The 14,756-nt window shown below is 40.6% G+C and carries 12 protein-coding genes; 11 read left to right on the top strand and 1 reads right to left on the bottom strand.

Annotation, left to right across the window (positions count from 1 at the left end):
• Positions 1-2 precede the first annotated feature (2 nt).
• Entirely contained in the window at positions 3-1,226 is a 1,224-nt protein-coding gene (gene flgL, locus AVL57_RS09930; protein ID WP_057793365.1) for a flagellar hook-associated protein FlgL, read from the top strand.
• Here flgL and AVL57_RS09925 read toward each other — a convergent pair.
• Positions 1,203-2,189, bottom strand: coding sequence for a hypothetical protein (locus tag AVL57_RS09925; RefSeq protein ID WP_057793364.1), 987 nt, complete (start codon positions 2,187-2,189; stop codon positions 1,203-1,205). The genes flgL and AVL57_RS09925 overlap by 24 nt on opposite strands.
• A 227-nt stretch (positions 2,190-2,416) precedes the next feature.
• On the opposite strand from AVL57_RS09925, the gene AVL57_RS09920 reads away from it, so the two are divergent.
• The 10 genes from AVL57_RS09920 (at position 2,417) to AVL57_RS09875 (ending at position 14,750) form a co-directional block, all read left to right on the top strand.
• Complete coding sequence (locus AVL57_RS09920; protein WP_057793363.1) at positions 2,417-3,268, top strand: flagellin N-terminal helical domain-containing protein; 852 nt, start codon at positions 2,417-2,419, stop codon at positions 3,266-3,268.
• A 660-nt stretch (positions 3,269-3,928) separates the two neighbouring features.
• Positions 3,929-4,780: a flagellin N-terminal helical domain-containing protein gene (locus tag AVL57_RS09915; protein WP_057793361.1), complete on the top strand. Its 852-nt coding sequence runs from the start codon at positions 3,929-3,931 to the stop codon at positions 4,778-4,780.
• A gap of 722 nt (positions 4,781-5,502) precedes the next feature.
• A complete protein-coding gene (locus tag AVL57_RS09910) occupies positions 5,503-6,342 on the top strand; it encodes a flagellin N-terminal helical domain-containing protein (RefSeq protein ID WP_057793358.1) in 840 nt (279 codons plus the stop codon).
• 89 nt (positions 6,343-6,431) lie between these two features.
• The gene (locus AVL57_RS09905; RefSeq protein ID WP_057793356.1) at positions 6,432-6,920 is read left to right on the top strand and encodes a flagellar protein FlaG; all 489 of its coding nucleotides are present in this window, start codon (positions 6,432-6,434) and stop codon (positions 6,918-6,920) included.
• Positions 6,921-6,944: 24 nt separating this feature from the next.
• Entirely contained in the window at positions 6,945-8,378 is a 1,434-nt protein-coding gene (fliD, locus tag AVL57_RS09900; RefSeq protein ID WP_013785133.1) for a flagellar filament capping protein FliD, read from the top strand.
• Positions 8,379-8,396: 18 nt separating this feature from the next.
• Entirely contained in the window at positions 8,397-8,825 is a 429-nt protein-coding gene (gene fliS / locus AVL57_RS09895; RefSeq protein WP_013785132.1) for a flagellar export chaperone FliS, read from the top strand.
• Positions 8,822-9,136 carry a hypothetical protein gene (locus AVL57_RS09890; protein ID WP_057793354.1) on the top strand — a complete coding sequence of 105 codons (315 nt, stop codon included), beginning with the start codon at positions 8,822-8,824 and terminating at the stop codon, positions 9,134-9,136. Before fliS ends, AVL57_RS09890 begins: the two co-directional genes overlap by 4 nt.
• Positions 9,137-9,138: 2 nt before the next feature.
• Positions 9,139-12,522 carry a motility associated factor glycosyltransferase family protein gene (locus tag AVL57_RS09885; protein ID WP_057793353.1) on the top strand — a complete coding sequence of 1,128 codons (3,384 nt, stop codon included), beginning with the start codon at positions 9,139-9,141 and terminating at the stop codon, positions 12,520-12,522.
• An 11-nt stretch (positions 12,523-12,533) separates the two neighbouring features.
• Complete coding sequence (locus tag AVL57_RS09880) at positions 12,534-13,532, top strand: stealth family protein (protein WP_057793351.1); 999 nt, start codon at positions 12,534-12,536, stop codon at positions 13,530-13,532.
• A 138-nt stretch (positions 13,533-13,670) separates the two neighbouring features.
• On the top strand, positions 13,671-14,750 hold the full coding sequence (locus AVL57_RS09875) for a polysialyltransferase family glycosyltransferase (RefSeq protein WP_138118079.1): 1,080 nt from the start codon (positions 13,671-13,673) through the stop codon (positions 14,748-14,750).
• The last annotated feature ends 6 nt before the right edge of the window (positions 14,751-14,756 follow it).

The raw sequence follows: 14,756 nt of genomic DNA, 5'->3' as shown, positions 1-14,756 counted from the left end.
TTATGCGTATATCAACGAGTCAAATTTACGACCAAAGCATTCGCTCCATTATGGAAAACCAAGAAGGTTTGGCTAAAACACAAGAGCAGTTGGCAACAGGTAAGCGAATCTTAACACCGGCAGACGACCCTGTGGGTGCTGCAAAAGTGTTGCGCTTGACCGAAGAGCTTGATGGGCTGACGCAATTTCAACGAAATAATGATTTGGTAACTGGCTCTCTAGAACAGCAAGAAGCAGTGCTAACAAATATTACCAATTCAATTAACCGTGCTAGAACGCTTGTTGTTCAAGCAGGCTCGGGTATTCTGGACGATCCTGATAAACGCGCCATTGGCGCTGAGTTAGAACAAATTAAGTTGGAGATCTTCGACTTAATGAATACCCAAGACGCCGATGGAAATTATATGTATGCAGGCTATCAATCTGCAAACCAAGCATTTACCTATAATCCCGCATCATCAGGAAATGCAATCACGTTTTCGGGTGATGCAGGCGTAAGTTTTATTCAGCTATCGTCTAGCTCAAAAATACAATCTACCAGCAACGGTTATGAAGTTTTTGAGAACGTATTATCCCGTTTTGATTTCTCAGTCACTGGCACTACAGCTGCGGATTTACAAAACACAATAGTGAAAGAACAAGGTACATTTGATACCTTTTTCAACAAGAATTATGACCCAGTGACCAGTGCTAATAATGACTATCAAGTAGAGTTTTTGGCATCGGGAGAAGCACAGTTAACCAATACTGGCACAGGTGCTGTTGTGGGAACGGTTGGCTATACTTCGGGGAGTCCATTTACTATCAAAGGCATGCAGTTTGAAGCGAGTGCTGCCGTTGGCGATACCATTAATTTTTCTTTGGATGCGCCGGAGAAAAAGAGTATGGCCCAATCACTTCATGAAATTCAAACCATACTTATGGACAGCACCATTGATGATAGTGCGCTGCAAGAGGCTATTGCCGATTCATTGGTCGGGTTAGATAATGGGTTAGAAAAAATATCTCTTGAACGCGCCTCTATAGGTAGTCGCTTAAACATCGCTGAATCTACTTACGAAAGTAACCTTGATATGGAAATTGCGGCAAAGGCATCCCGTTCGTCAATCCAAGATGTTGATTATGCAGAGGCTTCTACGGAATTTGCCAAACAAGAAACCGCACTCAATGCAGCGTTAGCGACTTTCCCGCAAGTATCTAATTTATCCTTGTTCAACTTCATCTAGTAAAGCATTCATTCCCGATAATGTGGCGAGGTATACACGGGTTTTATTATCGATATGATCTGAATAATAAGAGACATACAAAGTATCGTGTTGCCACACTAAGCCTGGGTAACTATTGTCTCCTTTACTAGGCAAGGTAATCAGAAGTTTCAGCGAATAATCAGTTGATGAAAGTAACCAAATTGCCGTAGTCAGATTTTTACCATCCCAATTTCTACCTGCTACCACATACGTATTTTCGGAAAGTGATAACATTACGGGTCCTCCCACGTATTGTTCCAAATCGTGCCATGTCCAATTGGTATAGGGGGGCAAGGAAAAACCCAATTTGGCGCTGAAACTATCGGCATCTCGGCGTACAATCGCCGTCGCTTTATCAGCATCATCAAACACTATATGGCTTTCATTCGGATAGCCAAATTTGTGCTTTTCAAAAGACATAGCGCCCTTCTTTTGAAGGTAAAGTTGTTTGAGCGGATTGCCTTCAAACAAATCGATCCTTTGATTTTTACGATTATAGGCAAACCCATAAGCCTTTCCCTTGTTCCAAGTTATGCGCCAAAGCCACCAACCTGAATGTCCAAAAAAGTGGGGTGTTGACCAAGACTCACCGGTGGTAGAAAAGTAACTCACCATTTTAGTGGTTATCACACCGGTATTTACGTCTTTGTGCTTAGCGTAGGCACTGATGATTAACTTTCGTCCATCAAAACAAAATTTTGGATCGCGTAAATCCCAAGAGGGTAGTGTCAGTCGTTGGTAAGTTTTTGCTCCTGAATTAACATTCACTTTACAGACAATCACAACACCATCTGGGCTTATATGGTTTACGCCCCGTCTATAGCAGGTCAGTAGTGACTTACGACTATTGTCGAAGGGATTTTCGATTAAATCAGTGAATGCGCAGTGTTCACCTTCAGATGAAATTCGCTCAACCGCGTTAATCTTCAAATTTATATTCACGCTAATACTCTTTTAAAAACCGACTGTTATGTAATCGTAAACGGCAATTTTATACCGCACTACGGCAATTTTTGTAAATAATTCTAAAGGGAACTGCGGTTATGTCGATACAAACACTGAGAGAGCCAGTTCATCATTACCCCTCAGGTATTGGTGACTATTAAAATTGTAATAGCCGGATCCCCGGCAGCCAGCTCACGCTGGACTGAGAGTGTAGGAGAGACTTTATGTCTATGTTCGTCAATACCAATGTTTCCTCATTGAATGCTCAGCGTCAATTATTTGATGTAAGCAATTCTTTGGGTACGTCTTTTGAGCGTCTGTCTTCGGGTTTCCGTATAAACAGTGCTGCAGATGACGCCGCAGGTCTACAAATCACCGACCGAATGACTTCACAAGTTCAAGGTCTTAACCAAGCGGTACGTAACGCTAACGATGCGATCTCACTATCGCAAACGGCTGAAGGTGCGTTGTCTGAAACGACTACTTCTCTTCAACGTATTCGTACACTAGCAATTCAATCACAAAACGGTATCAACAGCTCTGCTGACCGTGTAGCACTTCAAAAAGAAGTATCTGCACTAAGAACTGAAATATCGCGTATTTCAACCACAACTCAGTTTGCTGGTGTAAATATATTGTCAGGTGACTTCTCTGCCAAGTTCTTGGTAGGTGCAAATGCTGGCCAAACGATTTCTGTAAACCTTTCTACTACCCCGTTGGCAAACGCTGGTGTTCAGGGTTTCAGTGCGACAGGTTTAGGGATTACTGGCGGCACAAATAACGTACTTACCAGTGAAAATGCATCAAGTATGCTAGCTAGCGTAGATACGGCTATTTCAGCGGTAGGTGGTCTTCGTGCCGACTTAGGTGCGCTTCAAAACCGTTTCCAGTCAACGATTCGTAACCTTAGTAATATTTCTGAAAACGTTTCAGCAGCACGTTCACAAATCAAAGATACCGATTTTGCTACTGAAACAGCTAACTTGACCCGTAACCAGATTCTACAGCAGGCGAGCACTACCGTGTTGTCTCAGGCGAATCAGCGTCCACAGGCAGCACTTCAGCTTCTAGGTTAATAAGCTAGTCGTTAACAGTGAGAGAATGGGGCCAGGAGGTAGTGAACCTTTAACCTCAGCTGTTCTACAGTGAATTATATTTAAAAAGGCCGATTTTTTAATCGGCCTTTTTTTATTTCTGCGAATTAATTTATTGAAATAAAAGATTTTTTTAAAAAGATCAAAAAAACCTAAAGTAAACGGCAGTCCGGTACGATAACTATAACAAAGGGAAGGTAAACATTACTTCCTCTCTTTAAAGCCTAAAACGAATAATAAAAGCAATAAGTTTAATAGGTTTTGACGAGTGTTAGTTGGCTGCTTGGTTTTAGATATTGTCAGGAGATCAATAGCTTGAAACCTGAAAAATCATTTTCATAAAGTTCTAAAGGAAATGGTGAGGTAAGTCGATAAAGAGTTAAGTTTGCTGATTGGGCTGCTGACTGGCGAGAATGAAGCCAGGAGGTAGTGAGAGGTTTGAGGTCTGGAACAACAAACCCGACAGTCAGCAAAAGAGAAGTTTCCTTCTCTGTGTAACAAGCTTCACCGGGAGTGACCCGTTAAAGCGTCAGAATAAAATCCTGACAATTATGTGAAGCACAAGCTATGCCAAAATATTTAATTAACTCGCGCAAATAATAAAATCAATAGCGCAAAACTTAAACTGTTAGGAGACCTCTCATGAGTCTATTCGTAAATACTAATGTGTCATCGCTTAATGCGCAGCGCCAGTTGTTTTCAACAGGCAATAACTTAGATACTGCATTTGAACGTTTATCATCTGGCTTTAGAATTAACAGTGCCGCTGATGATGCTGCAGGTCTACAAATTACCGACCGTATGACCTCACAAGTTCAAGGTCTAAATCAAGCGGTACGTAATGCAAATGATGCGATTTCGTTGTCGCAAACTGCTGAAGGTGCAATGCAAGAAACCACGACAGCCTTGCAGCGAATTCGTACTCTTGCTATCCAATCGCAAAATGGTATTAACTCTTCTGCGGATAGACTAGCGCTTCAAAAAGAAGTGTCGGCACTTCGTACTGAAATTTCACGTATTGCTACCACTACCCAGTTCGCTGGCGTAGATGTACTAACTGGCGCGTTTTCAGCTCGCTTCTTAGTAGGCGCCAACGCTGGGCAAACGATTTCTGTTAACTTGTCTACACAAGCATTGGGCCGCGCAGGCATTGATGGCTTTAGTGCGACAGGTTTAGGAATTACAGGTGGGAATAATGATGTATTAACAGAAACGAATGCATCTGCACTACTTGGTTCTGTAGATAACGCGATATCTGCAATAGGTGGCCTGCGTGCAGACTTGGGTGCGCTTCAAAACCGCTTCCAATCTACCATCAGAAACTTAAGTAATATTTCTGAGAATGTATCTGCGGCAAGATCACGAATTAAAGATACAGATTTTGCCACCGAAACGGCAGAGTTGAGCCGTAACCAGATTCTTCAACAAGCAAGTACAACTATTCTTGCCCAGGCAAACCAACGTCCACAAGCGGCATTGTCACTACTAGGGTAAGAAGTAAATAAGGCGTTTTAATTGGGAAGGAGTTGAGAGGCCATCCCCTAATGAAGGAATGGCGGCCAATTAAGGCCGCCCCCTTTGAGAAAGCGCCGACTAACAGGACTGAGAGTGTAGAAGTGTTGGTTGAGAGGCCAGTTTATCCTACTAAAACCCTGCCAGCCGACTGAAACAGTATTTGCTCAATCTCCTAACGTGAGCAGATTGGCCGAGATTTAATGTCTCGGCCTTTTTTTTATTCTAAGCCGAAACACCCTGCCAAACTGAAATCATTAACTTGAGCAAAATTAATGATTCACAAATATAAATGCACCTTCCATGCCAAGTGTATTCACTTAATGTGTCAAATCTACGAATCATTGTTAAACCTAATGATGCCGTAATACCCTTAAAAGTAAATGTTGCCAGCCGGAATGTGAATCGATTTATCGTAAATAGACTAGCATTTGTGTCGCTTTAGTGGCCTTAAAGATAAAAAAGCACAAAATCAGATAGATATAAAGCCATTAAAAATCAGTAGCTTAAATATTATTTTGATTTATTTTTAAAAAAAGACAAAAAAAACTAAAGAAGCTAAAGACTTGGCCGATACCTATTGTTGAGGGGTAATGTAATTTACTTTGCAAGAGGAAGTTAGTCGGGAGTAGTGACCCAGCTAATTTGAACTGGAAGGATTTAATGGTAGCACAGGCATCATTGAATCCCTAGGAGGTAATCTAATGTCTTTATTTGTAAATACTAATGTGTCGTCAATAAACGCTCAACGTCAGCTTTTTGACGTAAGTGATAAATTGAACACGTCATTTGAGAGATTGTCATCTGGGTTTCGTATCAACAGTGCGGCTGATGATGCTGCTGGTCTTCAAATTTCTGACCGTCTAACGTCTCAAGTTGAAGGATTAAACCAAGCTGTTCGTAATGCGAACGATGCTATCTCATTATCACAAACTGCTGAAGGAGCGCTTAGCGAAGTAACATCTAGCTTACAACGTATTCGCCAATTAGCAGTTCAATCACAAAACGGTATTAACTCTTCAGCTGACCGCTTAGCACTTCAAAAAGAAGTGTCTGCGCTTAGAACTGAAATTTCGCGCATTGCGACCGATACTCAATTCGGAAGCGTGAAACTTTTGGACGGTAACTTCTCTGCTAAATTCTTAGTAGGTGCAAATGCTGGCCAAACCATTTCTGTGAACTTATCTTCAACTAATCTTGGTTCTATCAGCGGCTTTAGTGCAACTGGGTTGGGTATTACTACCAACAGTGTTGCCACAGCAGATGGCGCGTCTGCGCTTCTATCTGATGTAGACGCTGCAATATCAGGTATTGGGGGAGTTCGAGCTGACCTGGGTGCGCTTCAAAACCGTTTCCAATCAACTATTCGTAACTTGAGCAATATCAGTGAGAACTTGTCATCTGCACGTTCTCAGATTCGTGATACAGATTTTGCATCTGAAACGGCAGATCTAACACGTAATCAGATTATTCAGCAGGCATCTATTTCTGTACTAAGTCAAGCAAACCAGCGCCCTCAAACTGCGCTATCTTTGCTTGGATAAGCTATAATTTAATACCTTAGTTGGAATGTAACGGGTGCTTGCTTATTTGCAAGGGCCCGTTTTGTCGTTTCAAAAGGGGGGTGAAATAAGTGGAAATCGTAAATAATCAAACTGGTCAGGCTTTTGCATTAGCTTCTGAATCCGCAACGGTGTCTAAAGTTGCGCCTAACGAGAGCTCAGGTAAAGCGAGCAACGACAGTGAAAATAATAGTGCTGGCCAACAGCAAGCAAATAGTAGTGGAACAAATACGGCGCTTAAAAACGGTGTATCTAGTGTACAAAATTTGGCTCAAGGTTCTGGTACGTTAGCCGATAAAGTATCAGAAGAAGAGAATCAAGCTTCGCTAGAGAACGCTGTTCAAGAAGTTGAATCATTCTTGCAAACGCAAAATAGAAACTTGGCGTTTTCTATTGATGATGAAACTAAGCGCTCGGTTGTCACGGTAAAAGATTCTGAGTCTGGTGATGTAATAAGACAAATACCCTCTGAAGAAGTATTAGCGCTTGCTGAACGTATTCAAGATTTACAGCAAGACGTAGGCGACAGTGTAGGGGTATTTATTAATAATCGCGTCTAGCAACCGTGTTTAACGAGGTAAAGTATGACAATTCAATCATTAGGTGTAGGTTCAGGTTTAGCACTTGACGACCTAGTTCAGCAGCTTCTTACCGCTGAGCGTCAGCCCAAAGAAGATCGGCTGAATGCGAAAGAAGAACAGATTGAAGCTGAAATCTCAGGGTTAGGTCAGATTAAATCCAAATTTTCTGATTTTAAAGATGCGGTAGACGATCTACGAAGCGATAACGATATCAATGGTCGTGAACCCACTATTACTAACCCTTCTGAAGATGACGATGTACTTTCTGCAGAAGCATCTAATTCAGCCCTCCGTGGTTCCTACGATATTGTAGTTGAGCAATTAGCCCAAGGCAGCCGAATTACTACCGACGATGGCGCGTTTACCGCCAGTTCAGATCCAGTACTCACATCAGGTACTGGCTCACTTACGTTTGACGTAGGCGGAAGCGACAGCTTTACCATCGATATTACTGCGGGTACCTCATTAACCGCGCTTAGAGAAAAAATTAATAACGCAGATGATAATTTCGGTGTAACTGCCAACATTATCGATACCGGCACAGCTGCCGGCCCTCGTTTAGTGTTTAGCTCTAGTGAAACGGGTACGGGCAATGATTTGGTTATCACCAATGATAATGGTAACGCCGAGTTAGATAGGCTTTCTACTACTGGTGGGGCAGGTAGCATCGACCCTGCGAATATCGAATCTGCACAAAATGCGATTGCTTATATAGACGGTATCGCGGTTGAAAGTGAATCCAATGAATTTGAAAACACCATTCAAAACGTGTCTTTTGAAGTGAATGAAATTTCGCCTAAAGACGCCGTCGGTGATTTTCTTTCGACAAAATTGGAAATTGGTTACGACAAGGAAGGCCTCGATAAAAAAATTCGTGATTTCGTAGAAAACTATAATAGTTTGATTGACGAAATAGGCCTGCTAACTAAATACGGCGAGTCAGAGTTAGAAGATGATGGCGCGTTGGCTGGAGATTCTTTATTGCGCGGAATTCAATCAGGTTTGGCCAGTATAGTTGGTGACAGTAACAGCGCATCTGCGTTGGGGGGCTTATTCCAATTAGGGATAGAATTTGATGACGATGGTAAACTAGAAATTGGCACAACCGACTATGGATTGGGTTCAGGTGAAGATCGTCTTGCAGATGCCCTTGAAGATAATTTTGATGAAATAGCATCGCTATTTACTGATGACGATGAAGGTGTTGCGGTACGGCTTTATGAATTTGCAAACCAATATACCTCTTACAGTGGCCTCATTAGTTTGCGTGAACGGTCAGCCAAAGACGATAGAGATGATTTGTACGACGAGCGAGAGACATTGGAACTAAGAATGCTTAGCTATGAAGAAATTCTTCGAGATAAGTATTTGAATCTAGACCAAACTGTTGCTCAGCTAAACCAGACTAGTTCAGCATTACTTGCTTCACTAGGCTAAGAAGTTTTCGGAGATTTTATGGCACTTAAAGGCATTAACGCTTACCGCAAAGGTAACCTAAAACAAGATATAGCGTCTGCGGATCCGCATAAGCTTACACTCATGCTGCTGCAAGGCGCGTTAGATCGAATCGCCTATGCCAAAGGTGCAATGGAAAGAAAAGATCTTATCACTAAAGCAGATTTTATCTCTAAAACAAGCGCTATCCTCATGCACTTGCGTGATACGTTAGATCTTGAAATTGGTGGTGAAGTAGCGCAGAACATGTTTAATCTATATGACTACATGATTCAGCGTTTAAATGATGCGCATGTAAATAACGACTTGAAGTTACTTGATGAAGTGTCTAGCCTATTAACACCTATTCGAGACGCGTGGGTACAAATTCCTGAAACTGCAAAGCAAGAGGCCTTTGAAGCTCAGCGTCAAAATCGTCAAGCTATGTGAACCAGGTTATTTTTAATCACGAACTCACTCCTTTATTCTTACAGGTAGTTAATGAAAAATTAGCTGCCTGTTTGGTGCCTTCTGACGCCCCAATTCCTACTGAAAATTTTAGATCTTTGGTTCAATTACGCGACCGTGTAATAAGGCGGGCGCTGAAGCAAATGGACTCCGAAGTAGAAAAAGCTTTCGCTGCTAAAGAGTTAGAGATAAATAATAAATTAGAGAAATTGGCGCGTGGTTTGCTAGATAGTGCTAAAGACGAAGCCGTTCAATATTCTCGTGGGCGGGCAGCATTAAAGAAATATAAATAATCATGCTAAACCAAATTCAGTTTCACATTGATGAAGACGAACAAAAGCAACAGAATATTGAACAAGAAGTTGCGAAATCAATTCAGCGGCGTCATCACGAAGGTGTTGAGGCTTTTAGACGTCAAATTCCCTCTTTACTAAAATTTTTCGTCAATCAAGAAGCCACGTCTTCTACGATAATGTGCAATAGATTCGGCGAGTTGAATATTGTCGACATTCAGACTGGTCAAGTACTTTATGGGATCTCACCAAAAGAAGAAGTAAGTGGGCATTTGCGTGCATATTTGAATGATAGACTTGATGTGTCTGTCGAAGAATCAGGTGTCACCACTGCTACAGATACATTGGTCGTTCTGGGGTTGGGGCTAGGTTATCACCTTGAAGAACTGATAGCGTGCCAGAAATATAAAAATATTGTCGTTTACGAACCTAATGTTGATTATTTTATTTGCTCACTTTCATCCATTAATTGGAAAGATATTCTTAGTGATGCGAAGAAAGCGGGAATTGCTTTATTTCTACAAATAGGCAGCGATGGAAGTAGTTTATATAGTGATATTAGTGAGCTACAAGAACATTTAGGTTTAACAAAATTTGCGTTATACAAGCATTTTAATAATCCAACGTTCGACCAAGTTGAAAGTGGCCTTAAAACCCTGACCTGGGATGAGTTTGAGCATTGGCGATTTAAACGCACCACACTCAATCCTATTGTTAATTATATTTCCCCTTGGACTCAAATTAAGCATCAGTTTAATTGGGATCAAAGCTTTCTTGATGAAAGCACCAAGCTGCGTAATCTTGATGCACTAAAACAGTATTTCCCCGAATTATATAAAGAGTTTTTAGCATATTCTCCGGCCGTGTGGGAGCCCATTGCACTCGCCGATGGCAGCATCAATATTTGCTATAAAGCCACTGGGGCTCTTTTCTATGGTAACGCGCCGGAAAATGAAGCCCATCACAGCTTTAAAAACTTTACTCAGCACCCTCATAAAGACAGTTTAGTGCTCGGTTATAAAGGGAAAAAGCTTCGCAATTATACCCACTATCAGTTGGTTACAGAATGCGAGAAAGTACTACAGGGCTTTGAAGAAGAGTCGGGACAGTTACCAGAAAAAGTAAAATCGACTATCTTTTTTGGTTTGGCTGCTGGGTACGATTTCGAGTATTTTGTAGAAAACTTCGATATAGAAAAATTATTTATTTGCGAACCTAATAAAGACTTCTTTTACGCGTCTTTATATAGCGTTGATTGGGCTAAAATTTTAGATTATTTCAATAAAAAAGAACGTCGTCTTTACTTAAATATTGGAGACGATGGAAGCAATCTAATTAATGATTTATTGGTTCAGTTTCAGTCTATTGGTCCCTATGTGTTGGCCAATTCATATTTTTATCAGTCTTATTATAATCAAGGGTTAGTAACCGCCGTATCTCAACTAAGAGAGCAGTTACAGGTTATTATTGCGATGGGTGACTATCTCGATAATGCAAAATATGGTCTTTCGCACACACATTCAGCGATAAAGCACCACATGCCACTGATGCGTTATAAGCCTTCGACTCATTTAGAATCTATTCACAAAGAAGTACCGGTTTTTATTGTTGGTAATGGCCCTTCGCTTGACGATCTCATTCCTTTGATTAAAGAAGAAGCTGATGCCGCAATTATTGTTTCTTGTGGAACGGCGCTTCAAACACTTTATAAACACGGTATTACGCCTCATTTTCACGCAGAAATTGAATCAAATCGGTCTACCTATGATTGGGCGATTCGTGTTAATGCGCCAGATTACTTAAAACAAATCAGTTTAATAAGCTGCAACGGAATTCATCCTGACACCTGTAACTTGTACAAAGATGTGTATTTAGCATTTAAACAAGGTGAAGCTTCAACAGTGTCTATTGCGGAACTGTACCCCAAAAAGACCTTTGGGGCTCTTGATGCCGCATACCCTACCGTCACTAATTTCGCTATGAATCTGCTGACTGAAATCGGCTTTGAGCAGTTTTATCTGTTTGGGACTGATATGGGGTTTGTAGATGAAAATTATCATCATTCGAAATCTTCAGGGTATTACAGTGAGAAAGGCAACGAACTGTACGATTACACCGCTGAAAACAATACATCTTTGATTCTGCCTGGAAATTTTAGGCCCGTGGTAAAAACGAAATATGAATTTAAAGTATCTAAATCTGTATTAGAAAATGTTTTGTCAGTGAAGAAAGCCGAAGTTTATAACCTAAATGATGGCGCGAAAATAGCGGGAACTAAACCGCTTCGCAAAGAGGACGCTATTTTAGTTTGTAGCGCTGCTCAAAGAGATGCCGCAGTTGAAGCAATGAAGCAACAGGTTTTTAAAGAGCTAGATTTTGATGACTTTGAAAAGCGATTTAACAATCGCTACGACAGTAATGTATTAATAGAAGAGCTTTCTCAATTTCATCTATTAGTACCTACAGAATTAGAGAGCAAAGAAGATTTAACAGTGCTAATAGAAGAGCAAAGGAACTTTGTGGTCAAATCTTTGCTGAACAAAAACTCTCTTCTATTCTTTTACCTAAATGGCACGTTAAATTACATTAATAGCTCACTCACTAAAGTGGCTAATTTAAGTGATGAAACACGGATGATTTCATTAAGTAGCGAACTCCTTTCTATATGGAAACGCTACTTAAAGTATATTCGTGATGGTTTTGCACATGCTCGATTCGAGCTGGATGGTATTACTAGTTTTATGGGTAAACGTAGAGAAATTTTATTAAGAAACTACTTATCCTCAAAACCTTTTAATATTGATATCGAAAGCAGTGCGCCAATTGGCCGAAATAGCACATTCATTTCTATTGTGGACGAATATAGAGACCAGAAAAACCCTGCCGCATTGTTAACCACTAACCTTGAACCTTCAAATAAAGAAGCGAATCAGAAGCGATATGTGATAGTAAGAGAAGTCGCAAAAAATATAGAGTCATTGTTTATCGAGGACGGCAATTCAGTTTACATCCCTGGAAGTTATTTAACAGAAGGGTACTCCGTGTCATGTAACGATGAAACTGGATTGAATTTTGCTGTACTTTCAATAATTAGTGGCATTAATGGTGTGGTTTTTGTTCCCAAGTTGATTTATAACGATGACGCAGCGGATACACCTTGGTTCGATAAGCGATTACTCTCACTTGAGGGGATTTATGCTTATAGTGGTTCCGACTTTTTATTACTCAGCCAACGTCGTTTGGATGAGCAGGAATTATTATTAGGTAATGGTGATAGGGTCTATTATCTCCCGCATATTAAGGTTTTAGATATTCTCGGTCGAAAAATAAATGATGAAAAATACCAGAGCATGAAACAAATATTTATTGACCGAAAAACGCGCTAAGCCAAGCACTTATGACTTTATCTACGTCCAATAGTAGCCCAGATCCAGTTAGTCAAGAAAGTGGTATAGATTTCGTTATACTTTGGGTAGACGGAGATGCGCCTGAACACCGTGCCAAAAGGCAGGCCTTTTTATCTTCTGATATAGGTTGTAATCCAGGAGATGAAGAGCAGTCGATTGATAACCTAAGATTTATACAGACAAGCGAACTGCGATATTGTCTACGTTCAATAAAGCATCATGCCCCCTGGTATAGGAAAATTTGGCTGGTAACCGATAGTCAAATACCTTCATTTTTAGAGTCCAAAAAGCTTTATAAAGATCGCATCGAGATAGTTGATCACAAAGCTATATTTTCTGGAAATGAAAAGTACCTGCCTACATTTAACACCCGCAGCATAGTATCTTTAATCGATAAAATTCCAGGGTTGAGCCAGAAATTTATATATGGCAACGATGATTTTATGCTTGGGGGCAATGTTGCGCCTGACTTTTTCTTCAAGCAAGGGCTGCCTGTAGTTTATGGTGATTGGGTCTCACACACCGCCGAAATAAAGCCAACACTATATCAGCAAGGCATGATGAATGCCGCAAAAATGCTCGGGTTCCCTTCTCACTCTTTTATAAATATAAGCCATGGGTTTCAACCTATGGATAGACAAATTATCGAAACGCTTAGGGATAAATTTCCAGCTCAATTCACAAATAACTTAGCTCACAAGTTCAGGCACCGTAGCCAATTTTTGCTTGAATCCTTACACAATCATTATTGCTACCGACATAAAAACGTTGAGACAAGCGGTACCGAACCCATGGTACATTTTAGTTTTCAGTTATGCCGAGAAGGTGAGGCTGAAAAAATTAAGTTTCTTTTTGACTTGTTTCGTCAAAACAAACGGAAAATGTTTTGTATCAACGAGTATCAATCACTTTACCCCCGTTTACCCTTTGTAAAAAGTGACTTAGAAGCGCTCTGTGGCCCGCCACTCGTGTCTGAATTAGCCCTTTAAAAAATAAAGCTTTACTGTTTACGTTTACTGCCGATAAATAAGGAGTTTACGACCTGTGGTTTATAGGTGATAAACTCATGGTCATATCAATATAAGTTTCTAAAAGTGCAGACGTTTTTGTCGTTGGGTAAACAGTAAATGACAAGTGACAACCATCAATTGAAGATTTTAATGCTCATCTCATCACCATTTCAATATTGGTGTGCGTTGGAATATTTGCATCAAATGGGACGGCGGGTCAGTATTACCGTAGTGAATGCAGCTACGTTCTGTGAAAACTCTATGCTTCAAATTGAGGCAATGCATAAGATTGCGAAACCTGAATCTGTAAAGCTACTCTCTATCCCTAAAGAAGGCAGTTTAGCTTCGCGAATTGGCGCCTATTCAGATCTTATCTCTGTATTTGCAAAAGGTGCTTTTTCGACGGTATTAATTGGCGACCTGCGACAGCTATGGATGCAAGATATTGCATGTAATATCAATGCAGATAACGTGGTATTAGTGGATGATGGCGCCGCTACGAATGTTTTTGAAAAGTTTATAATTCGACCTAGCGATTATATGCTTCCTGTTTCTATGCATTCAGACAACCCCGAGCGAAAATTGCTGGCATGGGAGCTAAAATCTTCATTGGGGATATCTCACAATCCTACGAAGTTTCGCCTTTTTTCTATATTTGAATTTAATGATAGTAAGCATTCTATTCGAAATACACTGTCGTTGCTTCGACAGCAGTTTGCACTACACGACCATAATGAAAACGTAGAGCGGCATTTCATTGGCTCGCCGGTATGTGAAAAGGGCCTGCTTGATTCGAAGCGCTATTACGACATCTTGACTCATGCTGCTAAGTCCCATGATGCAAAAACATCATTAATTTACTTTGCTCACAGAGCGGAAGATATAAAATCTAAGGCGCAGATTTTATCTGATTTGGGATACACAATAGAATTTCACGATCAGCCTTATGAATTAGCGTGTGCCTCGCAAGGTCGTATGCCTGAAAAGGTAGTAGGTTTACACTCAACAAGTTTATTTAACATGAAAATACTGTCAGGCAATGCGTGTGAGGCAATTTGTTATATGTTAAATGAAAATGAATTGGCCGCTATGGGCACACGTCATTACGGCAGTGACAGGTTTACGCTTCGAGATCATATTGAGTCTATATATGATAGGTTTGAAGAGTTTGGAATAACGACCCTTAACTTACAATAATTTTAA

It is taken from the genome of Alteromonas stellipolaris (genome assembly GCF_001562115.1).
Classification (GTDB): domain Bacteria; phylum Pseudomonadota; class Gammaproteobacteria; order Enterobacterales; family Alteromonadaceae; genus Alteromonas; species Alteromonas stellipolaris.
The sequence above is the reverse complement of the archived record's forward strand: the minus strand, read 5'-3'. Positions and strand labels throughout refer to the sequence as shown.

Excerpts from the sequence above, each read along its gene's own strand:
- AVL57_RS09880 (WP_057793351.1), top strand. The coding sequence starts at position 12,534 with ATGACTTTATCTACGTCCAATAGTAGCCCAGATCCAGTTAGTCAAGAA.
- AVL57_RS09885 (WP_057793353.1), top strand. The coding sequence starts at position 9,139 with ATGCTAAACCAAATTCAGTTTCACATTGATGAAGACGAACAAAAGCAA.
- AVL57_RS09910 (WP_057793358.1), top strand. The coding sequence starts at position 5,503 with ATGTCTTTATTTGTAAATACTAATGTGTCGTCAATAAACGCTCAACGT.
- AVL57_RS09915 (WP_057793361.1), top strand. The coding sequence starts at position 3,929 with ATGAGTCTATTCGTAAATACTAATGTGTCATCGCTTAATGCGCAGCGC.
- flgL (WP_057793365.1), top strand. The coding sequence starts at position 3 with ATGCGTATATCAACGAGTCAAATTTACGACCAAAGCATTCGCTCCATT.
- AVL57_RS09875 (WP_138118079.1), top strand. The coding sequence starts at position 13,671 with ATGACAAGTGACAACCATCAATTGAAGATTTTAATGCTCATCTCATCA.
- AVL57_RS09920 (WP_057793363.1), top strand. The coding sequence starts at position 2,417 with ATGTCTATGTTCGTCAATACCAATGTTTCCTCATTGAATGCTCAGCGT.
- fliD (WP_013785133.1), top strand. The coding sequence starts at position 6,945 with ATGACAATTCAATCATTAGGTGTAGGTTCAGGTTTAGCACTTGACGAC.
- fliS (WP_013785132.1), top strand. The coding sequence starts at position 8,397 with ATGGCACTTAAAGGCATTAACGCTTACCGCAAAGGTAACCTAAAACAA.